The organism is Sphingomonas sanguinis, from assembly GCF_019297835.1.
Taxonomy (GTDB): domain Bacteria; phylum Pseudomonadota; class Alphaproteobacteria; order Sphingomonadales; family Sphingomonadaceae; genus Sphingomonas; species Sphingomonas sanguinis_D.
Genome location: NZ_CP079203.1, coordinates 4,004,850 through 4,029,284, shown reverse-complemented (window position 1 = coordinate 4,029,284; position 24,435 = coordinate 4,004,850). Strand labels below are relative to the sequence as shown.

18 protein-coding genes and 1 tRNA gene are annotated in these 24,435 nt (G+C 66.2%); 9 read left to right on the top strand and 10 right to left on the bottom strand.

All coding sequences use genetic code 11. The features are described 5' to 3' along the window. Positions 1 to 36 precede the first annotated feature (36 nt). The 4 genes from KV697_RS18575 to KV697_RS18560 all read left to right on the top strand — a co-directional run bounded on the left by KV697_RS18575 (position 37) and on the right by KV697_RS18560 (position 1,950). Positions 37 to 111, top strand: a tRNA-Glu gene (locus tag KV697_RS18575). A 280-nt stretch (positions 112 to 391) separates the two neighbouring features. Continuing rightward, entirely contained in the window at positions 392 to 664 is a 273-nt protein-coding gene (locus KV697_RS18570; RefSeq protein WP_219019443.1) for a PadR family transcriptional regulator, read from the top strand. Beyond that, positions 661 to 1,305 carry a hypothetical protein gene (locus KV697_RS18565; RefSeq protein ID WP_219019442.1) on the top strand — a complete coding sequence of 215 codons (645 nt, stop codon included), beginning with the start codon at positions 661 to 663 and terminating at the stop codon, positions 1,303 to 1,305. The genes KV697_RS18570 and KV697_RS18565 overlap by 4 nt, the downstream gene beginning before the upstream one ends. A 117-nt stretch (positions 1,306 to 1,422) precedes the next feature. Continuing rightward, positions 1,423 to 1,950, top strand: coding sequence for a hypothetical protein (locus KV697_RS18560; protein ID WP_257575441.1), 528 nt, complete (start codon positions 1,423 to 1,425; stop codon positions 1,948 to 1,950). A gap of 109 nt (positions 1,951 to 2,059) precedes the next feature. On the opposite strand, the gene KV697_RS18555 is transcribed toward KV697_RS18560, so the two are convergent. The 3 genes from KV697_RS18555 to KV697_RS18545 form a co-directional block, all read right to left on the bottom strand. Further along, positions 2,060 to 3,535, bottom strand: coding sequence for a glucoamylase family protein (locus KV697_RS18555; protein WP_219019441.1), 1,476 nt, complete (start codon positions 3,533 to 3,535; stop codon positions 2,060 to 2,062). Positions 3,536 to 3,624: 89 nt separating this feature from the next. Beyond that, positions 3,625 to 6,708 carry a TonB-dependent receptor gene (locus tag KV697_RS18550; RefSeq protein ID WP_257575440.1) on the bottom strand — a complete coding sequence of 1,028 codons (3,084 nt, stop codon included), beginning with the start codon at positions 6,706 to 6,708 and terminating at the stop codon, positions 3,625 to 3,627. 4 nt (positions 6,709 to 6,712) lie between these two features. Next, entirely contained in the window at positions 6,713 to 7,777 is a 1,065-nt protein-coding gene (locus KV697_RS18545) for a LacI family DNA-binding transcriptional regulator (RefSeq protein ID WP_219019440.1), read from the bottom strand. A gap of 245 nt (positions 7,778 to 8,022) precedes the next feature. On the opposite strand from KV697_RS18545, the gene KV697_RS18540 reads away from it, so the two are divergent. Continuing rightward, entirely contained in the window at positions 8,023 to 10,278 is a 2,256-nt protein-coding gene (locus KV697_RS18540) for a glycoside hydrolase family 3 N-terminal domain-containing protein (protein WP_219019439.1), read from the top strand. Here KV697_RS18540 and KV697_RS18535 read toward each other — a convergent pair. The 5 genes from KV697_RS18535 to KV697_RS18515 form a co-directional block, all read right to left on the bottom strand. After that, positions 10,265 to 11,779 (bottom strand): tryptophan halogenase family protein, encoded by a 1,515-nt coding sequence (locus KV697_RS18535; protein ID WP_219019438.1) that lies wholly within the window; start codon positions 11,777 to 11,779, stop codon positions 10,265 to 10,267. The two genes, KV697_RS18540 and KV697_RS18535, sit on opposite strands and share 14 nt — an antisense overlap. Beyond that, complete coding sequence (locus tag KV697_RS18530) at positions 11,776 to 12,813, bottom strand: cupin-like domain-containing protein (protein WP_219019437.1); 1,038 nt, start codon at positions 12,811 to 12,813, stop codon at positions 11,776 to 11,778. The genes KV697_RS18535 and KV697_RS18530 overlap by 4 nt, the downstream gene beginning before the upstream one ends. After that, a complete protein-coding gene (locus KV697_RS18525) occupies positions 12,806 to 13,510 on the bottom strand; it encodes a SapC family protein (RefSeq protein WP_219019436.1) in 705 nt (234 codons plus the stop codon). The genes KV697_RS18530 and KV697_RS18525 overlap by 8 nt, the downstream gene beginning before the upstream one ends. 59 nt (positions 13,511 to 13,569) lie before the next feature. Beyond that, positions 13,570 to 16,821 (bottom strand): TonB-dependent receptor, encoded by a 3,252-nt coding sequence (locus KV697_RS18520; protein ID WP_219019435.1) that lies wholly within the window; start codon positions 16,819 to 16,821, stop codon positions 13,570 to 13,572. Positions 16,822 to 16,959: 138 nt separating this feature from the next. After that, on the bottom strand, positions 16,960 to 19,221 hold the full coding sequence (locus KV697_RS18515) for a beta-glucosidase family protein (protein WP_219019434.1): 2,262 nt from the start codon (positions 19,219 to 19,221) through the stop codon (positions 16,960 to 16,962). A 57-nt stretch (positions 19,222 to 19,278) separates the two neighbouring features. Between KV697_RS18515 and KV697_RS18510 the strand changes: the two genes are divergently transcribed. Both KV697_RS18510 and KV697_RS18505 read left to right on the top strand, forming a co-directional pair. Continuing rightward, entirely contained in the window at positions 19,279 to 19,467 is a 189-nt protein-coding gene (locus KV697_RS18510) for a hypothetical protein (protein ID WP_219019433.1), read from the top strand. A gap of 65 nt (positions 19,468 to 19,532) precedes the next feature. After that, positions 19,533 to 20,543, top strand: a complete 1,011-nt coding sequence (locus KV697_RS18505) for a LacI family DNA-binding transcriptional regulator (RefSeq protein WP_219019432.1) — start codon at positions 19,533 to 19,535, stop codon at positions 20,541 to 20,543. On the opposite strand, the gene KV697_RS18500 is transcribed toward KV697_RS18505, so the two are convergent. Both KV697_RS18500 and KV697_RS18495 read right to left on the bottom strand, forming a co-directional pair. Next, positions 20,504 to 21,751 (bottom strand): MFS transporter, encoded by a 1,248-nt coding sequence (locus KV697_RS18500; RefSeq protein WP_219019431.1) that lies wholly within the window; start codon positions 21,749 to 21,751, stop codon positions 20,504 to 20,506. The two genes, KV697_RS18505 and KV697_RS18500, sit on opposite strands and share 40 nt — an antisense overlap. 140 nt (positions 21,752 to 21,891) lie before the next feature. Next, complete coding sequence (locus KV697_RS18495) at positions 21,892 to 22,137, bottom strand: hypothetical protein (protein WP_219019430.1); 246 nt, start codon at positions 22,135 to 22,137, stop codon at positions 21,892 to 21,894. A 158-nt stretch (positions 22,138 to 22,295) separates the two neighbouring features. On the opposite strand from KV697_RS18495, the gene KV697_RS18490 reads away from it, so the two are divergent. Both KV697_RS18490 and KV697_RS18485 read left to right on the top strand, forming a co-directional pair. After that, a complete protein-coding gene (locus KV697_RS18490) occupies positions 22,296 to 22,967 on the top strand; it encodes a response regulator transcription factor (RefSeq protein WP_219019429.1) in 672 nt (223 codons plus the stop codon). Positions 22,968 to 23,022: 55 nt separating this feature from the next. Next, positions 23,023 to 24,309, top strand: coding sequence for a sensor histidine kinase (locus KV697_RS18485; RefSeq protein WP_219019428.1), 1,287 nt, complete (start codon positions 23,023 to 23,025; stop codon positions 24,307 to 24,309). The last annotated feature ends 126 nt before the right edge of the window (positions 24,310 to 24,435 follow it).

Sequence of the window (24,435 nt, the reverse complement as noted above, 5' to 3'; positions counted from 1 at the left end):
GCACCCTCCCTTAGAGGCCCCTCCACGCCACCCGGCGGCCCCTTCGTCTAGCGGTTAGGACGCGGCCCTTTCACGGCTGAAACACGGGTTCGATTCCCGTAGGGGTCACCATTGTAAAGGCAAAAGCGACAGAAATCTGCGCTTTATGCCGACATGGTGCGATCGGCGACACTATCTCGCCCCCCCAAAACAATATGGCGGCACTGGTTCGCGATGAACCTTTGGATCGGACGTTGTCGATCCGCCCCTCCTATCGAAGCTGAGGGACCACCTTCAGCCTGACTACCGCCTCATCGCGTCGCATCCCCGCGCCTCGGACGATACCCGTTGACTCTTAAATCTACATATGTTGCCATGGGGCATGGCACGGAACAGGCAACCTTCGAAACAGATGCGCCTTATCCTGGCGGCCCTGTCCAGGCAGCGCAGCGAATGGCGGCATGGCTATGACCTGTTGAAAGACACGGGGCTGTCATCGGGTACGCTGTATCCGTTGTTGATGCGAATGAGCGACAATGGACTGGTCGAAGCGGAATGGCGTGAGCCTGCGCAGATCGGGCGTCCGCCCCGCCATGTCTATCAGCTGACCGCGAGCGGCTTCGCGCTGGCCGTGGAATTGGCCGGAGAGGACGGCGCGCTTTCGGGCAAGGAGATGCTGGCATGACGCTATCGTTGTCCCGCGCGATCATGGCGATCGCGACGGCGTGCATGGGGGAGGACCGGCGAAGCTGGTCACAGGCCATGAATGCCGAATATCATGTCGCCGCCGACGATGGCCAGGCGCTGTCCTTTGCGGCAGGCTGTCTCGTGGCGGCGTGGCGGGAAATGTTGGGCAGCGCGAAAGGACGGTTTGTCCTGACCAGCTATGCCCTGGCGCTGGGCATCATGGTGCCCATGGCCGCGATCGAAATCGGCTGCGCGGTCCTTGGCCTGCCCTATCTCTATCCCGATCAGCGCGGCCTTTCCGGGGCACTCCTCGTCGGGGCATCGCATGAGGCGTTGCTGCGTCCCACTTATCTGGGTGCCATTCCGGCGCTGGCTCTCCTTCAACTCGGCGCCGGAACCGGGCATTTGCGGCTGGCATGGTCGCTGCTGGACCGCGACTGGCCCGGCGCGCTTCGCTGGTCGCTATGGACACTCGCCGGGATGACCACGCTCGTCATCTTCATGAGTGTATTCTTCCTCGATAGCCGACAGGCCCTGATCCAGGGCTGCGTCGTCGGGATCGAACTGGCGATCCTTCTGGTCGTCATGCGTCGGCATGCCGAGCTTTACGGGATCGGTCCCACCGAGCAGCCGGGCTGATCCTTTCGACGGCGGACGACTGACGGATTTTTGCGAACCCTTCGGAATCATCATTCCGAAGACGGCGAGGACGTGCCCGCGCCGAGGCGGTGCCTTGGCCATGTATGGAGAGGTCACATGCTGCGTTTGCCATTACATCGACCGGCCTTCTTCCTGGCCGTTGCCGCGACCATATCAGGCGTGGCCAGCCGAGCCGCCGCCCGACAGGAAGTCGTACGACCGGAGGCCACAGCGCCATCGCCGTTCATGGGCCAATGGGAGTTGGACATGACACGAATGCCGAGCACCTACGGACCACCGCCCAAGCAGGTCGTCTACGGCTTTCAAGGCATCGGTGATGGCAAGTGGCGGATGGTCGTCGACATTACAGGGCGGGACGGGAGCGTTCGGCACATGGCGACATCCTTCCGTCCCGATGGAACGATGGCACCCAGCGAGGGAGAAACCAGCGAGGCGGACAGCGCCGCCATCATGACGCCGGCGCCCAACATACTCGTGCTCAATCTTGCCAGGGCCAAGATGCTCGGATCGGTACGGGTCTATATCGTGTCGGCGAACGGCCAGGAGATGACCGAGTCTGCGGCAGGACTCAACGGTCAGGGCGAGCCGTTCGTCCGCAATTTCCACTATAAGCGATTGCGGTGACAAACCGGCGGCTCCTTCCGCCGGATCGCTTAACAGGGCGGGCTTAGGGTGGTTCGGGAAGCCAATGAGGCGTTAGCGTCCCTCGCAAACATCTCAAAAAAACAATCCCCTACGCGGCGGAAAGCCAGCCGCCCGAGAACCCGGCGCGCTCCAGCCCGGTGCGGATATAGGGGTTCTTCTGCATCGTCTTCCAGATCAGCCCGCTGCGCCAGTTCTCGATCATGCAGGCGATCGGTCCCTGATCGATGCCCAGATAATCGTCCGCGACCCAGCCGATATACGGCACGACCTTGCCATGCTGCAGCTTGACGTCGGTTCGCGTCAGCGTCGGGTTGAAGCTGTCGCGAAAGCCGTAACGGTCATAGATCGCGGTGCCATAGGTCGAATACATCGCACGCGCGGCAGGCAGCACGATTTCCGGCGCGAAGGCCACCGATCCGAGCGCGGCGGTCGGTGCGATCGTCCCGTCGTCGCGGTCGCCCGGCCCCCGCGCCGAGTAGGAGAAGAATTCGCGGTTGCGACCGTCGATCTCGCGGACGAAGTCGCCCGGCCCGTCGCAGGCGGTCAGCCCCCAGACATTCTCGCCATAGCCGCGCCAGCGGCCGGGATTGTTGATCGCATAGCGGCGCTGCGCATAGGTCGCGCGGCGGCTATTCTCGAAATAGCCGAACCCACGCCGCTTGGAATAAGTGTCCATCAGGCCGCGAAAATCGATCCACACCTGGCTATATTGATGCCCGAACAAGGGCGGGAACGCGGTGAAGGGATCGTCATATTTCTCGTCCCAGGACGGGTCGAACTTGGCGGTCCAGGCGTCCCAGGTCGTGGGCGGCAGCGCGTGCGTCGGCGAGCCGAGCGCGAGGACGTAGAGGATCAGGCTCTCGTTATAGATGTTCCAGTCCGAGCCGATGAAGCCGCTCTCCGGGTGCCATCCCATCGAGACGAAAGGCTTGCGCGGCGTAATCCAGTCCCATTCGACTGCGCGGTAGAGCTGGTCGGCCAGCCCCCGGATTTCGCGCTCCGCCGGGTCGGCCTCGTCGTCGAACCAGGTCTGCGCAAAGAGGACACCGCCCAGCAGCAGTGCGGTGTCGATCGTCGACAGCTCGGTCTTGGCGAAGCGATGCCCCTTGGTGACGCCCAGGAAATGATAGAAGAAGCCCTTATAGCCGGTCATCCCCTCCTTGTCCGGCCCTTGCGGGGCGTTCGCGAAGAAACGCAGCGTGGCCAGCGTGCGTTGTGCTGCGGCGGCTCGGGTAATCCAGCCCCGAGTCGCCGCGATCGGATAGGTGGTCAGCGCAAAGCCGACCGCGGCGATCGAGGCGAAACTGGGCGTCGGCCAGCGATCGGGGGCGAGCCCCGTCACCTGGTCGGTGGTGTTCCAGAAATAGCTGACGGTACGCCGCTGGATATCATCCATCAGCGGGTCGCTGGCGCTCGCCGGGGTGGTGCCGATCTTGGGCAGCACGCCGGGGAAGGCCAGCTGCGGCGCGCGTCTGGGCGCGAGCGGCCCGGCGGTACACCCCGCCAGCCACCCCGCCCCGCCGAACGCGGCGGCGCGCAGGATATCGCGTCGGTCGAACGTCATGCGGTCAGGCATCCTCTCCTGTCATTTCAACCGTCTCTGCTGCCGGTCAGGCCGTCATCCCGGCACAAGGCCGGGATGACGATCAGGCATCAGAAGTTGAAACCGGCCGACAGCTTCACGGTGCGCGGCGGATTGCCGCCGATGCTGTAGGTCGACACTTCCCGGTAGATGCTCGGCGAGCCCGGGGTCCGCGTCGTATCGCTGGGGTCGTTGTTATAGTCGACATAGTTGCGGTCGTTCATCGCGTTGATGATGTCGACGCGGAAGCGGATGCGCGTCGCGTCGCTGATGAACTTGAGCGGCACATATTTGGTGAACGCCAGGTCGAGCTGGCGACGGCCCCAGCGATCGCCCAGCCCGAACACTTCCGAGCCGACCAGCGTCCGCTGATACGGGTTCGACGTGTCGAGCAACGCGCGCTGGAAGGTCGGGCTCTCGATCTGGAACTTCGCCGACATCGTCACGCCCAGCGGCGTGTCGACGCTGCCCGCCACCACGAAGCGGTGACGCGGCACCACGCCCGAGCGCAGCATCGGGTAATCCGACGCCTTCGGGAAATCGAGCAGGAAGTAGGACGACTGGTCGTTGTTCGGCCGGTTATCCACCGCCGCGGTAAAGGTATAGGTGGCGTCGATGCTCCACGGCGAGGCGGCCGAATAGGCCTTGGTCAGCTTGGCATAGGCCGAGTCCGCGCGCGTCTCGAGCCCGTTGTCGCCCAGGATGATCGCGCCGTAGCCGCTGGGCGCGAAGCTGGTGTTCGGCCCCTGCGGCGCGCCGGTGGTCGGCGACGGCGCGAAGAACGACCCGTCGGGGCGGCGCGTACCGAGCAAATAGACGAAGCCGTCCTTGCTGACGATCCGGGTATAGCCGACTTCCAGCTCGACCGGGTTGAACCGCCCGCGCACGCCCAGGCTGAACTGGTCCGAATAGGGGACCTTCAGATCGTTGTTGATGAAGCGGAACTCGCGCCCGCCCGGGCTGCCATTGCCGATCAGCTGCTGGCGACCGGCATCGGTCAGGTAGATCGGGTTCCAGGGAATGCAGTTCGGTCCGGGCGTGCACGGATTGATCGTGTCGGCACCCTGGAACAGGAACTCGCGGCGCTGGAAGCGGCCATTGGCCAGTTCCTGCTGCAGGAAGTCGAACTGGTTGCGATCGTAGGACCGGCCATAGCCGCCGAACACCGCGAACCGGCCCTGCTCGTCCAGGCGATAGGTGAAGCCGACGCGCGGCTGCCATGCGCCCTTGAACGCCTTCCGATTGCTGCCGGTCGAGATATAGTCGCCGATCTTGTAATCCGCGTTGACCAGGTTCGGATAATTGGCGGGCGACACCGCGTTGATGTTCTCGGCGGAGGTGACATAGTTCAGGAACGCCGGGGTCCGCTCATAATCCCAGCGCAGGCCGAGGTTCAGCGTCAGCCGGTCGGTCACGTCCCAGTCGTCCTGCGCATATAGGCCCAGCTGGAAGTTCTTCGAGCGGATGCGCGGATCGCCGAGACTCCCGTTCGCGCCGAATTGCAGGCTATACGGGATCTGGTCGTTGAACCCGCTCGCCGAGGGCAGGGTGGTGTCATAGAGATAGAGCGGGTTGATCAGGTTCTGCTCCAGCGAGTTGAGCGTCACCCATTTCGCCTTCGCGCCGACCTTGAACGTGTGGTTCTCGACCCCGGTCCAGGTGAAATCGTCCTGGACGGTCCAGCCCCGCTGCCCCTTGTCCTGGAAGCCCAGCCCAGCGCCGGTGCGGAACAGGTCGAAGGTCGACACGCTGCTGCCGTTGCGTGTCGTGGTGCGGAACTGCTGGCCGATGCCGTTCTCGGCGGGCTGCGGCGACCAGGCGACATCCTCATAAGAGACGCGCACGTCGTTGATCCACTGATCCTCGGTATGCTGCCAGCGCAGCATGCCGCGCTTCTCGTTCACCTTGCTCAGCGTGCGGGTGGAGAAGGCGGCATTGCCGTTGCCGATCTGCACGCCGGTCTCGTTGCGATATTTGCCGGTCAGTTCGACCAGGTCCTTGTCGGTCGGCTCGAGGTCGATCTTGCCGAAATACAGGTCCTGGCGGAAGCTAGAGTTGAACGACCCGAAAATGTCGCGATACTGGGCGGGCAGGCTCGACACCGCGACGCCGTTGGTCGGCAGGATGTCGATCGGCACCTGCCGCCGCTTGCCCTCATAGCTGACGAAGAAATGCGCGACGTCCTTGACGATCGGGCCGCCCAGCGCGACGCCGAACTGCTTGTCCTCCGAGGGGATCTTGGCGATCTTGGCGGGATAGATTTCGGTCGGGCGACGGTCGCGCAAATTCTGATTGGTGAAGTCGAAGAAGCCCTCGCCATGGAATTCGTTGGTGCCCGACTTGGTGCCCGCGATGATCGCGACCGAGCTGACCTGGTCCAGCTCCGCCTTGTAGTTGGACGACAGCACCTGATACTCGCCGATTGCGAGCTGCGGGAACGGGTTGCCGGGCGAGCTGTCCTGGCCGGTCAGGCCGCCGCGTAGCACGTAATCCTTCTGGCTGACGCCGTCGATGAAGACGTTGACCGAGTTGCTCCCTTGCGCACCGCCCTGGATGCGCGAGCTGCCGTCCGAGCTTTCGATGAAACGCACACCGGGCGCGAGATCGGCGAAGGCCAGGAAGTTGCGGCTGTTCTGCGGCAGCTGCTCGATCAGTCGCGGCGTGATGTTGATGCCGACCTGCCCGCCGGACAGCGAGCGGATGCGGCTGCCGGTGACGATGATGTCGCCCTGCTGCGCTTCGGCGGGGGGCGGCGCGGTCTCACCGGCGGTGTTGTCGCCCGGCGCGGGCTGTGCCGGCGCCGGGGGGGTGGTCAGGTCGAGGTCCAGCCCGGCATTCTGCCCGACGCGAAGCGTGAACTGATCGGAATTGCGCGTGCCCTGCTTGAGGCGGATCTCCAGCCGGTACGCCCCTGCCCGCAGCGACGGGAAGTTGTAGCTGCCGTCCGCGCCGGGCACGACGGTACGACGGAAGCCGGTATCGACCTCGATCAGGGTCACGTCCTGAACGGGATTGTCGGGCGCGCTGCGGATCACGCCGCGCAGCGCCGCCTGACCGGCCTGCGCCGCGGCGGGCGCGCTCCACATCGTCGCGGTTCCCAGCCCCGCCAGCATCGTCGCGCCCGCGAGCGCCAGCCTGAATGCGTTCCTCTTCATAACCCTATCCCCTGTCGGTTTCTCTTGTTGTTTCACGCACCATCAGATGCGGCACGATCACCTCGTCCGCCGTGGTCCCTCGGCCTTCCAAAGGCCGTTCGCGCTTGGCTGCGATCTGCTCGGCAAGATGCGCCACCGCGCGTGCACCCATCGCCGCGATGTCGACCGCGACGCTGGTCAGCGCGGGGCTGACCAGCCGGGCCAGCGGAATGTCGTCGAACCCGGCGACCGCCACCTGCTCCGGCACCGCGATATTACGGCGCTTCAGCGCCATCAGCGCGCCGATCGCCATCATGTCGTTGGCCGCGAAGATCGCATCGGCGTGCAGCGTTCCCGCCGCGACGCGTTCGCCGACCATGGTCCCGCTGGCCTCGTGAAAATCACCCTCGATCACGCTCAGCGCCACACCCGCCGCCGATGCCGCCGCCTCCGCGCCAGCGCGTCGTTGCTGCGCATCGAAATTGCTTGCGGGGCCGGAGATATGGACGATCCGCTTCGCCCCGCCCGCCGCCAGATGCGCGACCGCAGAGGCGGCTCCGCCATGGTTATCGATACGCAAATTGAGACTGCCGTCCTGCGGCGCGCACGCCAGGAACACGGCCGCCGGGCCGCGCGGCATATGCCGGGCCAGGACGGCCGGATCGAGTTCCGGCGCCATCACCACCAGCCCGTCGACCTGTCCGCGAAGCGCCGCCAGGGTGTCGACCCCGCGCCCCTCGTGGAGCACGGTGAGCAGCAGCCCCAATCCGCGCATACTCGCCTCACGGTCCATGCCGCGCAGCAGTTCCGAATAGAATTCGCCGTGCAGGTCGGGCAGGACCACACCGATCGCGCCGGTCCGCGCCATGCTGAGGCTGCGCGCCCCCGCATGGGGGACATAGCCGAGCTGCGCCGCCGCCTCCTCCACCCGCGCACGCATCTCGGCACGAACATGGTCGCGCCCGTTGAATACCCGCGATACCGACGCGACCGAGACACCCGCCACGCGCGCGACGTCATGGATCGTCGCATGCGCGCCGCGCGCCGCCGGGACGGCGGCAGCAACCGAATCGGGTCGGTCGGACGACATGGTCGACGAAGCATCCTCTCTGTTTCGCGGGCTTGTAACCGCTTACAGAAACCGCTTACATGAACCAGGAATGACAATCAATCGGCTGATTGTTCAGCTGAGCGCGGTCCCGACCATCGCCTGGAATGGGATCCAGGGTCCTGTTTCCTGCCGGCCGCAGCCATCGCGGTGAGGGGAAGCAGGAACCCGGATCGACTTCCCGGCCACGGCGTAGATGACGCGTCATGAAGACGAAAGGGAGCAGGATGAACGGTCAGGATCGGCGGATATCGCGGCGTGCGTGGCTGGCGGGTGCGGGTGCGGCGCTGGCATGGTCGGCCAGCCCGGCGCGGGCGCTGCTCGCCATTACAGGCGAACGCCCGCTTCCCGCGTCCGTCGAGGCGCTGATCTCGCGCATGACGCTCGTCGAAAAGGCAGGGCAGCTCAATCTGCTGGCCGCCGCCTGGGCCGGGGGTGCTGCCATCTCGCTGAACCCGGCGGGCGCGGCGTCGAGCTTCGATGCACAGTTGCGGATGGTTCGCCGGGGTGAGCTGACCGGCGTCTTCAACGGCAATGGCGCGGAGATGGCGCGGCGGATGCAGATCGAAGCGGTGCGCCGCTCGCGGCTGAAAATCCCGCTGCTGTTCGCCGCCGACGTCATCCACGGCCTGCGCACCGTCTTCCCGGTCCCGCTCGCCGAAGCCGCGAGCTTCGACCCCGATCTGGCGCGGCGCACGGCGCGCGCGGCGGCGGTGGAGGCGTCGGCCTCGGGGATCGACTGGACCTTCGCGCCGATGGTCGACATCGCGCGCGACGCCCGCTGGGGCCGGGGTGTCGAGGGATCGGGCGAGGACGTGCTGCTCGGTCGCGTGATGGCGGCGGCGCGCGTCGAGGGTTTCCAAGGCAGCGGGCTTGCCGCGCCGGACGCCGTCGCGGCCTGCGCCAAGCATTTCGTCGCCTATGGCGCGGGCGAGGCCGGGCTGGACTATAACAGCGTCGATGTGTCGGAGCGGACGCTGCGCGACATCTATTTCCCGCCCTTTCAGGCGGCGTTCGCGGCGGGCGCGCCGACCGTGATGGCGTCGTTCAACGACCTTTCCGGAATCCCCGCGACCGGGAATCCATGGCTGCTCGACACGGTCCTGCGCAAGGAATGGGGCTTTGGCGGGCTGGTCGTCTCCGACTATACGGGCGACGAGGAACTGATCGCGCATGGGTTCGCCAAGGACGGCCGCGATGCGGCGCGCCTTGCCTTTCTCGCGGGCGTCGACATGTCGATGCAAAGCGGGCTGTATCTCAAATATCTTCCCGATCTGGTCGAAAAGGGCGAGGTGCCACTGGCACGCCTCGACGAGGCGGTGCGACGCGTGTTGGCGCTGAAGGTCGCGCTCGGGCTGTTCGACGATCCCTTTCGCCGCATCGACCCGGCGCGCGAAAAGGCGCGGCTGCGCACGCCGGAGACACTCGTCCTTGCGCGCGAGGCGGGTGCGCGCAGCATCGTCATGCTCCGCAACGAGGGCGACCTGCTCCCCCTGCCCCGCTCGGGAACGAGGATCGCGCTGATCGGGCCATTCGCGGGCGGCGGGCATGACCTGATCGGACCATGGAATGTCTATGGCACCGATCGCGAGGCGGTGGACCTCGTCACCGCAGTACGTGAAACCGTGCCCGACGCGACCATGGACGACGGCAGCAACCTGGCGCGCGCGGTCGCCGCGGCGCGCGCCGCCGATATCGTCGTGCTCGCGATCGGCGAAACCCAGAATATGTCGGGCGAGGCGCAGTCGCGTACCGAGATCGTCGTGCCCGCAGAGCAACAGGCCCTTGCCGAGGCGATCGCCGCGACCGGCAAGCCCTATGTCGTACTGCTGCGCACCGGGCGGGCCCTCGCGCTGAGCGGCGCGGTGGCCAAAGCACCCGGCTTGCTAGTGACATGGTTCCTCGGCTCGCAGGACGGCCCGGCCATCGCCGATGTGTTGTTCGGCACAATGTCTCCCTCCGCGCGGCTGCCGGTGTCCTTCCCACGGGCCAGCGGGCAGGTCCCCTATTATTACGCGCATCGCAACACGGGCCGCCCCAATCCGCCCGGGGCGCTACAGCCCTATAAGGCGCATTTCCGCGACTATCCGAACAGTGCGTTGTTTCCGTTCGGCCATGGCCTGACCTATGGCGAGATGGTCTATTCGGACCTTCGCCTGAGCAGCAAGACGCTGGGCGACACCCCGCTGACGATCCGCGCGACCATCACCAATACCGGGCGCATGGCAGCGACCGAAGTCGTCCAGCTCTATATCCACGACGTCGTCGCCAGCGTCACCCAGCCGGTGCGGGTGCTGAAGGCCTTCACCCGCGTCACCCTGGCTCCGGGTGCGCGTCAGGAGGTGAGCTTCACCCTCACCCGCGCCGACCTGTCCTTTATCGGCCGCGAGCTGACGCCGACCACCGAACCCGGTGCCTTCCGCCTTTGGGTCGCGCCATCGGCGGAGGCCGAAGGCCTTGCGGGCACGTTTACGCTGACATGACCTGCGTCTGAGCCTTCGTCGCGCAATATCGGTTGATGAAGGCGAGGTGGTCCGGGATCAGCTGCAATTGTCGTAAAAGCTGCTGGTCCAAGGCATCGAGGGAATCGCGCAGCGCTTGGGGACTGAGCATCGCCGGAATGCGGTGATGGGCTTTGGGCATAAGCCCCTGCCCCAGCATGACCGAAACCCAGGAATCGATCTTGAACAGGTCGTCCTGTCCCTGCCAGGCGCCTGCGCTCTGGGTGAACAGTGCCACGCGTTCCGCCAGCGTCTCGGGCACCGACATCGTCGAGCGCCGTTGCCAGAACGCCGAGTCCGTCCGCCCGGTCTGCCCATAATGCAGGATGATGAAGTCGCGGATATGCTCCCACTCATGACGCGACTGGGCATTGAAGCGCGATCGGGGGGCCGCGCGATCATCGCCCTGGAACGGAAAACCCTGGATCAGGCGCATCACCGCGATCATGACCAGATGGATGCTGGTCGATTCCAGCGGCTCGATGAACCCGGCCGCGAGACCCAGCGCCACGCAATTGGCGCTCCAGGCCTGCCGACGCATCCCCGCGCGGAATTGCAGGGCGCGCGGCTCGAATAGCGGCGCTCCCTCGATCCCCGCCAGCAACGTTGCGGTCGCCTCGTCCTCGCTCATGTCGGCCGAGGAATAGACCAGCCCGTTGCCCACCCGCGTCTGAAGCGGGATGCGCCAGCGCCAGCCCGCCCAGTGCGCGATGGCGCGGGTATAGGGGACCGGGGAGGAGACGGCTTCGGTCTGGACCGCCAACGCCCGGTCGCAGGCCAGCCATTCACTCCAATCCTCGAAGCCCGTCTCCAGCGCACCCTCGATCAGCAACGCCCGAAAGCCGGTGCAGTCGAGGAACAGATCCCCCTCGATCCGGTTGCCCGATGCCAGATGCAATGCGGCGATGTCGCCGCCCTCGCCGTCCCGCTCGACCTTGGCGATGCGCCCCTCGACCCGGCGCACTCCGGCCGGTTCGGCAATACCGCGCAGGAAGCGGGCATAGGCCGTGGCATCGAGATGATAGGCATAGGCCAGGGTGCCAGCCTCGTCCCGCCCGAACCGGCTCGCCTCGGCCGCCCGCGTCTCAAGGGAATAGTCGGTATAGGCCCCGCCGAAGCCGTGGCGCTTCGCCTCCAGCCAGAAATGCTGGAAATCGGCGATCGCCACCGATCGTCCGACCGTTCCGAACGGATGGAAATAGCGCGCGCCCTCCGGCCCCCAATTCTCGAACGCGATGCCCAACTTGAAGGTCGCCTGGGTCGCCTTCATGAATTCGGCTTCGTCGATCCCTAGAAAGGCATGGAAGCTGCGCGCCGTGGGGATGGTGGACTCGCCGACGCCGACCGTACCAATCTCGTCGGATTCGATCAGCGTGACGTCGACCAGCGGCCCCAGTTGCCGCACCAGCGCCGTTGCCGCGAGCCACCCCGCCGTCCCGCCCCCGGCGATGACGACGCGGGTAGGCGGATAGGGATCGCTCATCGGTTCAGCCTTTGCAGAAGATAGGCGCGTAGCCGCCGCGCCATGGCCTCGTCGAGCGGCGCGAGCGGCCCGTGCGACGCAGGCGGCAGATGGCCGACGACCGCTTCGCCGTCGCCAAAGATATAATGGTCGAAGACCGCCCGCCAGGCCCGCTTCTCCGCAGCCGGTCGATCGCGCAGCGACAGCATCGCATGCATCACGCTATCCATCGGCGTGTCGAGATAGTCGGGCGTTGCGTTCCACCAATAATTGACGAGGATGTTGAACGCCTCCAGCGCCTCGACATGGTGCCACCACAGCGCCGGATAGACCAGCACGTCACCGGGTTCGAGTTCGGCCACCACCGCCTGATCCATGGCATCGGCAAAACGGGGATAGCGATCGAGGTCGGGCTTGGCGAAGTCGACCATGCTGACCACTTGCCCGCCCGGCGTCGGGGCGAGCGGACCGGGATAGAGATTGCCGATCTGATCGGGGGGAAACAGCGTGAAGCGGCGCCGACCGACGGCGCAGATGGCGGCGTTGTTCGCCATGTCGTAATGCGCCGAGGCGATGGTCCGGTTGCCGATCCAGATACTGGCCAGCGGCGGGTGACGGTCGAACAGCCCGTTGGACGGCACCAGATCGTTCTCGCCGCGAAAACCCGGCAGATAGGCGTCGAGATCAGTCGACCCCATATAGAGCGCAGGCGGCTCCCCCGGCCCGTCGGCTCCGTCCAGCAGCCGCGCCAGGAATTCGCGCAACGGCAGCGTCTCCGTCCGGAAATTCAGTCCGGTGGCGGTTTCGTCATAGTGAAAACGCCCGCCTATCGCCGCGTCCCCCACATAGCCGGTCACCGGTCGCCCACGATCGAAGCGTAGGAGATAATCGGCGGCCGCACGGGCGGAAACCTGTCCTGCCCGGACCAACGGCCAGTGCGCGGCATAGCCCCGCAGCACGACCGGCTCGTTATCTTCGATGAGCGCCGCCAGATCGGGCGCCCCCGTTTCCGTCAGCTCGCGGGCATGACGCGCGGCGGGCAACCGGTCAGCCATGCGCATCCCGGCTCAGCTTGCGGTCGATCAGATGGCGCAGATTGCCCAGCGAGGACGCGATCCAGAACGCCGGGCGCAGATAGTCGCGCGCATGGAGATCGCCCAGGGCACCGGCCTCCAGCGCCGCCAGCCGGGCCGTGTCGATCGTCAGGCAATCCGGCACATTGTACCGCCGCCCCTCGTCCAGATCGAGTTGCAGGACGGCGGGCGTCAGCAGGTCGAGCGCGGCCCAGGCCTCGTACATGGCCTTTTCGGTCTGCACGCCCTCATAAATGCGTTGCAGCATCACCGTGACATGGTCGAGCAGCGGCGCGTTGCCGCCATGTTCGCGAAAGACGGGCATGCCATCGGCGGTCAGTCGCGGATGCTCGGGGTCGATGAAGACCATGGGCTCGCCCGTGGCGTCGTGACCGATCGAAAACGGCCCGCGCGCTCGGGTCGCCGGGATGTAGCGGGCGTCCCATCGGTCGCCCGTCAGGTACAGGTTCTCGTCCGGGTCGAGGCCCAGCAGGACGGTCGCATAGAGCGCCCCGGCTTCGTCCCGCCGCAGCAATATGGCGTATTCGCGCTGAAGCTCCTCGAACTCCGCCGGGAACACACGGGTCTGGTTGATCGCATCGCCGAAGCGCGCGTGATGACCGATCGCGACCCGAAGGTCGCGATGGTCGATATTGTTGAGCAGGACAGGTGCGGCCATGATCGCCCCATGTACCCGGAAGGCCGCGGGGGGGACAGCGGCCTTCCGAGTTTCCACAATCAGAAGCGATACCGCGCGCCGATCAGATAGCGGGCGGAGCCTTCGGCCAGATACCAGGTGTTCATCCGGTCGCGGCCATAGGTCTGGACGCCCTCCTCGGTCAGGTTGATCGCCTCGAAGCCGAGCGCGAAGCGCGGCGTCAGGTCGAAGCTCATGGAGAGGTCTAGCTGGCCATAGGGCGCGGTGAAGACCGGATTGCGGTCGCCGCCACGGTTGATGTCGCTCAGGAACTTGTCGCGCCAGTTGTAGGACAGGCGCATCGAAATGCCGTTCTTGTCATAGATCAGCGTGGCGTTGGCGGTATCCGACAGGCCGACCAGCGCAAAGGTGTTCACGCTGGGATCGGCCGCGATGTCGATGCCGATATTACCGCGAACGAGCGTATAGCTGGCCGCAATGCCGAAGCCGGTCTCGCCCAGGAAATACTGACCTGCCAACTCGACGCCGTAGATATGCGCGTCGCGGTTGTTGATCGGCGTGTTCACCGCGAAGTTGAACAGCGGATCGCTGGCATTCGGACTGATGTCGACCTGGCTGAGGATCGAGTCGACGAACCCCTGGTTCAGCGCGCGGCTCTGCGTGTTGTAATTGGCCGCAAACTGCGCGTTCGCCGCCGCGACATTGCCGTTATTCTGCTGGAGCAGCGCGGTATAGGTGAACAGGTTGACGTCGGTGATGTCCGCCCCGAACGTGTTGGTCAGCTGCTGGCGGGCCGTGCCCGATCGGGTGCCCGCCTGCCCCGACGTCGCGTCGCGCAAGCCGAACAGGTTGCGGTTCACCACCGTGTTGCCGATGAAGTTGTGCACCCGCTTGTCGAAGAAGCCCGCCGACAGGAAGACGTCCTTGCGCGGATACCATTCGACCGACAGGTCGATATTGTCCGACGACAGCGGCAACAGGCCGGTATTGTTGGACGAGCCCGTCGCGATGCCGCCGATCGCGGTCGGCCGCCCCGGCGCACCGACACCGGTCGAGGCGAACAGGTTGCCGTAAGGCGCGCGCGAGATGGTCTTGCTGTACGAGGCGCGGGCGAACAGATTGTCCAGAACCTCGATCTTGGCGTCCACGGCGGGCAGCCAGTTGCTATAGGAGCCGCGCGCCGAGATCGCCTGCTGGTCGGTGCTGTTCTGGATCACGAAGTCGTTGTCCGCCGTCCACACGATCGCCAGCGGCACGGGTTGCAGCGACACCGCGCGCACCTTGGTATTTTCGTAGCGCAGGCCCGCCACGACTTGCGCGTTGCGGCCGAACACCTGCCCGTTCCAGCTGCCCTGGAGATAGCCCGACCAGATATTCTCGCGCACCGAATTGTCGCTGTTCGCGTCGATATTGTTGCGATGGTCGACGCCGTCGTTGGTCACGCCGGAATAATAGTTGAACAGCGTGTTGTAGAGCTTGGTCGCGTCTTCGGTGCGGAAGGCGATCTGGGTGTTCGGATCGGCGTTCGGGTTGTTATGCTCGAACTTGCAGGTGTTGCAGAACTGGAAAACCTGCCCCGGTGCCAGCCGCGCGATATCGGGCGGCAGCGAGTTGCCCCAGTCGCCCAGCACCTGGCGCGTGTTGAACTGGGTCTGGCGGGTCGTGGTGGTGCGATAATCGGCACCGGCATCGAACCGGATCTGGTCGGTGAAGTCCCAGGCCGCATCGGCGCGCAGCTCGCGGATCCGCTGCGTCTGGTTCGAGGCGAATTGGCGCTGCACCGCGCTCGCCAGATCGCCGACGTCCAGCACGCCGTTATTGTTGCCCTTGATGAAGGGCTGGCCGGTCGGGGTCGTGCTCTGCGTCCCGTCGTTGATCGCCAGAGTCTGCTGCGGGAAGCCGTTATCGGTCCAGCGCAGCGTATGGCCGGTCACGACCGGCGCGTTGATCGCGACGGTGGTCGATGTCTGGCCGTTGGGATTGTCGGGCAGGCTCTGCGCCTCGCCGATATGGCCGTCGATCGACAGGGTGAAACGGTCGCTTGGCTTCCATTCGATATTGCCGCCGACATCGTAGAGCCGGTTCTTCTGCGCGCGATAGGCCTGTTCGTACGCCGCGTCCTTCACGCCGTTGATCGTCTCGGCCAGGAATTGGGTGGTGGCGATGCCGTTGCTGGCGTCGTCGAACGTCACCTCGCTGAAGGGGCGGTTGAACCAGTTGGACTGGCTCGACCGGCGCTCCGACTGACGCAGCTGGGCATAAAGGCCGTCGGCGGTGAAGGTCAGCGTGTCGGTCGGGCGGAATTGCAGGATCGCCTGGCCGTTGATCCGCTCGCGGCTGGCCTCGGAGAAGTGATAGCGGAAGTCGTTGGGGACCGACACCAGCGGGTTGCCGGTCGGGCGGTTGTTGATCTTGGTCGCCCCGTTCACGAAACCGTTGGACGGGTTCAGGAAATCGTTGAGCGAGCGGATATTCCAGTTGTCCGGCGCGACGCTCGCGAAGCTGAAATTGCGCTTCTGATAGCTGCCGAACAGCGACACGCCGACGCGCTTCTCGCTGTCCGTCCAGCTGGCGGTGCCAGACGCCTCGGGCGTGACGCGCGCGCCGCAGTCGATGCAGTCGGCCGAGCTGTTGTCATAGCTGCCCTTGACGCCCAGCGACCCGACCAGCCCGGTTTCGGCATTGTCGAGCGGGCGGCGGCTGACCACGTTGACCGTCGCGCCGATACCGCCCGAGGGGATCGCGGCGCGCCCGGTCTTGTAGACCTCCAGTGTCTTCACCCCTTCCGAGGCGAGGTTGGAGAAGTCGAACGAGCGGCCGAAGCCCCCCGCGCCGTCACCACCCTGGTCGCCGCCGACCGCGACGATATTGGACGTCGCCAGCTGGCGGCCGTTGAGCGTGACGAGGTTGTACTGCGCGCCGAAGCCGCGGACCGTGACGGTCGAACCCTCACCGTTGCGCCGGTCGATCGAAACGCCGGTGATGCGCTGCAACGACTCGGCGAGGTTGGTGTTGGCGAACTTGCCGATATCCTCCGCGCTGATCGCATCGACGACACCGTTCGAGTCGCGCTTGATGGCGATCGAGCGCTCCAGCGAGGCGCGGACACCGGTGACGACGATATCGTCGGGCGTGGTTTCGGGCTGGGGGTTGGTGGGGCTTGCTTCGCCCGGCGGGGGTGTCTGGCTGCTGGTGTCCGCCTGGGGCGTGCCCTGTTGCGGGTCGATCGGTGCGGTCTGCGCCTGCCCCTGCGAGGCCAGCAACAAGCCCGCCGTCAGGCTTAGCACCGATGTCGAGCGCACGAGCACGCGCGCAAGCGTCTTCCCTTTCATCCCACCTCTCCCATTGCGGCTATTTTTGCGCCGCTTGTTTGCCGATGAATTCGGCTAATTATTTTCTTTATTGTTCATAGCTATACCGACCGACATCGGTGTCAATCAAAATGCCGTGAAGGCACGGCGCCCGGTCAATCAACCGGGCGACTGTGCTTCCGCCGCCACACTTACCTCGCCATTCGCGACGGGGCTCTGCGCATCGGTGGCGAGCGTCAGACGATAACGGCCCGGCGCGACCGCCCAACCACGGCCTGCCGTCCACCGCGCGAGAATCCGGGGATCGACGGGGATCGCCAGTGTCTTCGTCTCGCCCGGCGCCAGTGAAACCCGCTGGAACCCCGCCAGGCGCATGGGACCCTGCCCCGTGCCCGTCAGATAGAGCTGCGGCACGACCACGCCCTGGCGCTTGCCGATATTGGTCACGGCGACCTCCACGGCCGGAGCCGCACCGCCCGTGAACCGGGCGGTGCCGAAGCGGAAGCGCGTATAGCTGAGGCCATAGCCGAACGGATAAAGCGGCCGGTCGCCGCGCGCGGCGTACCAGCGGTACCCGACATTGCTTCCCTCCGAATAGTCGACCGGGAACGGGGCAAGATCGCCCGTATCAACGACGCCCGCGTTGCTGGACGCATCGGTCAGCGCGGTCACGCCAGCGGGCAGCACCGGCTTCGGCCGGGGCAGTTGCGCGGCGCTGACCGGAAAGCTGATCGGCAGACGGCCCGAGGCGTCGACCTTGCCGAACAGGACGCGGGCGATCGCCTCGCCGCCGCGTTGGCCCGGATACCAAGCCTGGACGATGCCTGCGACCTGATCCGCCCAAGGCATCAGGACCGGCCCGCCCGTCTCAAGTACTACGACGCTGCGTGGATTGGCCTTGGCGACCGCCGCGATCAGCGCGTCCTGGTTATCGGGCAGCGACAGCGAGACCGCATCCTGCGCTTCGGTCTGCCATTGGGTCGCGAACACGATCGCGATATCGGCCGCCTTGGCCGCCGCTGCCGCAGCCACGGGATCGCGCCCGTCGACGAAGCTGACCTGCGCACCGGGGGCCAGTGCCTGCATCGCCCGCAGCGGCGAGGAGGCGTGATAGGTGATCCGCGCGAACGAGGCCGCAGCACCCTTGGTCAGCGGAATTTCGATCGGCGCACCCCCGACCGAGCGAACCTGGCTCGATCCGCCGCCGGACAATACGCCGACATCGGCATGGCCGCCGATCAGCACGATCCGCCGCGCCGTCGCGGCCAGCGGCAGGACATCGCGGTCGTTCTTCAACAGCACGATGCCGGATTCTGCCGCGTGCTGCGCGACATCGGCATGGGCGGCATAGTCGATGGCCTGCGCGGTCGCTGGCGTCGGATCGTCGTACAGCCCGCTGGCGATGACGCCGGTCAGGATGCGCGTGACCATCTCATCCAGCCGCGCCTCGGGCACGCGACCGCTCGCGATCGCATCGGCCAGCGGTTTGCCGAAATAGATCTGCTTGTCGAGTTCCTGCCCGGATTCCTGGTCCAGCCCCGCCAGCGCCGCCTTCTCGGTCGAATGGACACCACCCCAGTCGCTCATGACGAAGCCCGGATAGCGCCATTCGTCGCGCAGGACCTGCGTCAGCAGGAAGCGGTTCTCGCACGAATAGTCGCCATTGACCTTGTTATAGGCGCACATGACCGATCCCGGGCGTCCCCCGTCGATGGCGATCTTGAAGGCGAGTAGATCGCTTTCGCGCAGCGCCTTCTCGTCGATGCGCGCGTCCAGGATGTTGCGCCCGGTTTCCTGCGCGTTCAGGGCATAATGCTTGACCGTCGACACGATATGCCGGGACTCGACACCGCGGATCGACGCGCCCGCCATGATCCCGGCCAGCAGCGGGTCTTCCCCCAGATATTCGAAGTTCCGCCCGTTCCATGCATCGCGCGTCAGATTGACGCCGCCTGCCAGTAGCACGTTGAAGGTCTTGGCGCGCGCCTCCGCCCCGATCATCGCGCCTCCGGCATAGGCAATGGCGGGATCGAAACTGGCCGCCGTCGCCAGGCTGGACGGCAAGGCGGTCGCGGTGTCGCCCTTGCGCTGTTCGACCTGATTGGCGACGCCCAGGCTCGCGTCGCTCTCCCGCAGCGTCGGAATGCCCAGGCGCGGCACGCCTGGGACATAGCCGGCCGACGGGATCATGTCGGCATGGCGTTCCTTGGTCATCGGCGGGAACAGGCCGTGGACATAGGCCAGCTTCTCGTCGCGGGTCATCGCCTTGACCAGAGCGCGGGCGCGGTCGACCGCCGGAGCACCCTTGTCCCGCCATGCGCCCTCTGTCGCCTGCGGCTGCGACGGAGCCTGCTGCGCCGACACGGCGACCGGCGCGGCCCCCGCAAGAAGCGCGACGATAAGGGCGTGACGATAGGACATGGCGGCGCTCCGAACAGGGGTTGGGAAACCGAATCGAGGCGCATGGGCCACGTGAACATGCGCGACGCGCATCGCCGACGTGATGATCCTCTCCCGATCTTCCCGTTTTCGACGACCGTTGTCGGCATGACTGACAACGATGTCAACGATCAATCGGCTACTACCCTTTTCAGCGGCCCCTACGCTCTGCAAGAAGCCCTGCACCCGATTGCAAAAGGCGACGGCGTGTGGGACGCTTTTGCGTGATGCGGCGCACCTCACCGGCGTGGCCGATCCGCCAGGCCGCTCTTTGTCTTTCGACCGGATGTTTCATGAAGGCGCTCACTATCAAGGACGTGGCCCGACAGGCCGGCGTTTCTCCCAAGACCGTTTCCCGCGTCATCAACGGTGAAGCGCATGTCCGCCCGGCCGTACGCGACGCCGTGGCGCGCGTCGTGGCGGAGATGAACTACCAGCCCAACGCCTTTGCCCGCAGCCTGTCGAGCGCGCGCTCCTTTCTGATCGGCCTGTTCTTCGACGATCCGGCCTGCAGCTATGCCAATGACGTGCTGCTCGGTGCGCTCGACCGCGCGCGATCGCTGGGCCGCCACGTCGTCATCGAAACCGTGGCGCTCCACCTGCCGGATTGGCAGGCACGGCTGGAGGAAAGCCTTGTCGGGTTGAAACTGGGCGGCGCGATCCTGACGCCGCCGATCTGCGATTGCGAGGAACTGATCGCCATTTTCGAGCGGCATGGTGTACCCCTGGTCCGGATCGCGCCGGGTAGCGATGTCGATCGCACCCCCCATGTCAGGATCGACGACCGCGCGGCGGCACGCACCATGACCGAGCATCTGATCCGGCTCGGCCACCGCGACATCGCCTTCATCAAGGGCAATCCCACCCATCATTCCGCCCATCGCCGTTGGCTCGGCTTTCAGGACGCCTTGAAAGCCGCCGATATGACGCTCGACGAGCGCCAGGTTTTTCAGGGCGACTTCACCTTCCGCTCCGGCATCGTCGCGGCCGAGGCTCTGCTTCAGGGCGCGCGCCCACCCAGCGCCATCTTCGCGAGCAACGACGAGATGGCGCTGGGCGTGCTGGTGGCGGCGATGCGGGCACAGATCGCCGTACCCCAGAAACTGGCCATTGCGGGGTTCGACGATGCCCAGCTGGCCCGCATGGCCTGGCCACAGCTGACGACGATCCGACAACCCAATAGCGAGATGGCGGCGGCGGCCGTCAGCCTGCTCGCGGAACGCAGCGACGGTCCCGATGGCGCGGGGTCCTCGATCGAACTTCCCTATGAACTGATGGTCAGGGCAAGCTCCTTCGGCGCGTGATGGCGCAGTGCGAACGCCAAGACCGGAAGGTAGCACAGGCCCGGCAGAAGCAAGGCCGGGATGAGGCCGAAGCGATCGGCCAATAGCCCGGTGAGCAGCGGGATGATGGCACCCCCCACCACGGCAATGCAGAGAACCATTCCCCCGACCGGCGCACGGTCGGCCTGCGGGGGGAGCGCAATGACGTAGATCGTCGGATACATGATCGAGTTGAACAGGCCGACCGACAGCAGCGCCCCCGCCGCCAACCAGCCATGTCCCATCATCGCGATCAGCACCAGACCCACGGCGCTCGCCGCCGCCCAGGCGAGCAAGCGTGCCGGGGATATATGCCGAAGCAGGGCGGCTCCGGCGAACCGCCCGACCATCGCCCCGCCCCAGTAAAGGGCTACCGACCGCGCCGCGACGACGGGTTGCCACGCCCCCGCATGCGACGTCATCAGATAGTCTGTCAGCAAGGCGCCGATCGTCACCTCGGCCCCGACATAGGCGAAGATGGCCATGGCACCGCCCTGAAGCCGTCGATCGCGAAGCGCCGACCGCCATCCATCGCTCAGGCTGGCCCCGGCATCCGGGCCGAGCCCGGACAACAGGTTCCTGTTCCGCAGAAAGGCAAAGGCCAGAACGGCCAGCACGAATGCCGCAAAGCCGAAGGACAGCGCGGGCAGGCTCGAACCCGTTCGCCCGCCGGGCGCGGTCGCGATCAAGGTCGACGCTCCGATCAGCGGCCCGACCACCGTACCCAACGAGTTGAAACCCTGGAGCAGATTCATCCGCACCGCCGCCCGCCGGGGATCGCCGACGACCGTCATCACATTGTTGCCCGCAATCTGCAGAAAGGTCGCACCGGTCGCGATACAGGTCAGCGACATCAGCACGCCCGAATATTGCCGCCCGCCCAGACCCGCGATCAGCAACACGCAGCCGATCGCCATGACGGCAAGGCCGACGCCATTCGCCCGCATATATCCGCGCCGGGCAACGAAAGCCGCCACCGGCGCGGCGAACAGGAGATAGCTGGAGAAGGAAGCGAATTGGATCGCCCCGGCCTCCGAATAATTCAGCCCCCAAGCCAACCGCAGCCGGGGAACCAGCAGGCTGACCGACGATGCCACGAAACCACCGATGAAGAAGACTCCGAGAGAAAGTCGGAACAATCTCGCCGCGATGTGGTCATGCGTGGCGCCGGAGGATATGGGGTGGCTCATGGCTCGACGCTATCAGCGCGAGGGGCAGCTTCGCCAGCCACGATAGCGTGTGTTTAGACAATGGGCCGTTCCAGATCAGCCGGAACCTGCATGCCGGGTGAGGTTGATCTGGCACTGGCCTCCCTCGAATCCGGGACCCGCTATTTGGTCAAATTCCGTTGCATGCCGCCGACCGCACGGTTGCTGGCGGCATCGACCTGTCCCGAGTCCGTCTTGGCCGCGATACGCTCGTGATGCGCATGGTGCTCATGGGTGTGACGGCCGGGTTGGTAGCAGGGCGTCGCATCGGCCATCGGAGCGGCCACGTCGAAACAGTCGTTGCTCATGTCGCGCTGGCCCTGCGCGGCCAAAGCGGGGGCGGCGATCAGGCCGAGCGGGAGGGCCATTTTCCAGAAACCGGGGCGGCGCATTCGAAAACCCTTTGATCCGAGTCGGTGAGACGGTTCTTCTGTCGCCCCAAATGGCCGCGCTTGCCGACTTAAATGAATTTAACCTGCGGCGATGCGCCTTGGCCGCCATGGGAATCTGAGGCTATGCCGACGCCATGGCAGCCATTCTGGTCATCGAAGACGACGACGCGACCGCCGCGGCGATCATCGCCGAGTTGGAGCGGCACGGACATGAGGCGCGCCGGGCCGCCGATGGCGATACCGGGCTGGACCTGGCCACGCGCGAGGCCTTCGATGCGATCACGCTCGACCGGATGCTGCCGGGACTGGACGGCCTGACCCTGGTCGCGCGGCTTCGCGAGCGGCATATCACCATCCCCGTGCTGATGCTGAGCGCGCTCAGCGATGTCGACGAGCGGATCGCGGGGCTGCGCGCGGGCGGCGACGACTATCTGACCAAGCCGTTCGACTTCGCCGAAATGGCGATGCGGGTCGAGGTGCTGCTCCGGCGGCGCGAACAGGCCGAGGCGGTCGTGCTGCGCGGCGGCGGGATCGAGTGCGATCTGGTCCGCCGCACGGTCAAGGTGGAGGGCGAGCCGGTCCGGCTGCTGCACATGGAGTTCCGCCTGCTCGAATTCCTGATGCGCAACCAGGGGGAGGTCATGACCCGGCGGATCATCTTCGAGCGGGTCTGGGGCTATTATTTCGATCCGGGCGCCAATCTCATCAGCGTCCATATCGCCCGGCTGCGCAAGAAGATCGACCGACCGGGCCGACCGTCGCCGATCGTGACGGTGAAGGGAGAGGGATATCTCTTCGAAGGCTGACGAGCCGCTGCGCTGGCGCGACATCATCCGGATTAGCACGTTCCGCCTCTCCGCCATGCTGGGGGCGGTGTTCGTCATCGGGCTGATCGCGATGCTGGGCGTCGTCTATGTCGCGACCGCGCGTGACCTGACCGCGCGCAGCGACCGCATCCTCCATGCCTCGGCACAGCGCCTGTTGCAGGTCCCGACCGACCAGCTGCCCGACCGCGTCCGGTACGAGCTGCGGCGGGACCGGGCCGGTTTCAACTATATGTCGCTGATCGCGGCGGACGGCACGCTGGTCGTCGGCAATGTCCGCCTGCTGCGCCCCCTGCCCCCCGGCCAGCCGGTCGATGTCGAGGATGGCGCACGCGGCCCCTTTCGCCTGATCGCGCTGCGCACCCGCGAGGGTGAAACCCTGCTGGTCGGACGCGACATCAGCCTGTTGCGCGACCTGCGGCTCACCATATTGGAGACGTTGATCGTCAGCGGCCTGTTGACCCTGGCCTGCGTCGCGACGGCGGCGATCGGGTTCAGCCGGGCGCCGCTGCGCCGGGTGCAGGCGCTGCAACGGGCCAGCCGCGAGATCGCGGCGGGCGACTTTTCGGTTCGGATGCCGATCGCGGGCCGTCATGACGAACTCGACCAGTTCGCGACGACGGTGAACGCGACGGTCGAGGAGGTCGGCCGCGTCGTCGCCCAGGTCAAGGGCGCGACCGACGCCATCGCCCATGACCTGCGCACCCCCCTCACCCGCGTCCGCGCCACCCTGAACGCCCTCCATCACCGGCCGCACGACGCGGCCGAGGTGAAGGCGGGCATTCGCCAGGCGACCGCCGATCTCGATCAGGTGCTGGAGCGGTTCGCCGCCCTGCTCCGCATCTCCGAGCTGGAGGCGGGGCGGCGGCGCGCCGGGTTTCGGAGGATCGACCTGGGCATCCTCGTCGCGCAGGTGGCCGAGCTGTACGAACCGCTGGCCGAGGACCGCGAGATCACGCTGTCGGTGGTCGCCCGGCCGTGGTCGGTCGAAGGCGACGACAAGCTGTTGTTCGAGGCGCTGAGCAACCTGCTCGACAATGCCATCAAGTTCGGTCGTCCCGGCGGCCGCGTCGCGATCGCCCTGACCGAGGACGCGCGCGGGCGGGCCATCGAAGTGCATGATGACGGCCCCGGCATCGCCGCGGAGGAACGCGATGCCGTCCTGCGCCGCTTCCACCGGGGACAGGGGGTGCAGGACATTGCGGGCAGCGGCCTGGGCCTCAGCCTCGTCGTCGCGATCCTGCACCTGCACGGCTTTCGCCTGGAACTGTCCGATGCGGAACCCGGCCTGTGCGTGCGGATCTCGCTGCCCCGCCCGGCGTGAAATTCATTTAAGTCGCCTGCGATCCCGAATGGCGCGATGACGCCCCCGTCGACGACGCGCTGCGGGTTCCCCACCCCCTTGATCCCCGCGCCGTCGCCGACGCCGCCTTTCCCTGACGGTCACCGG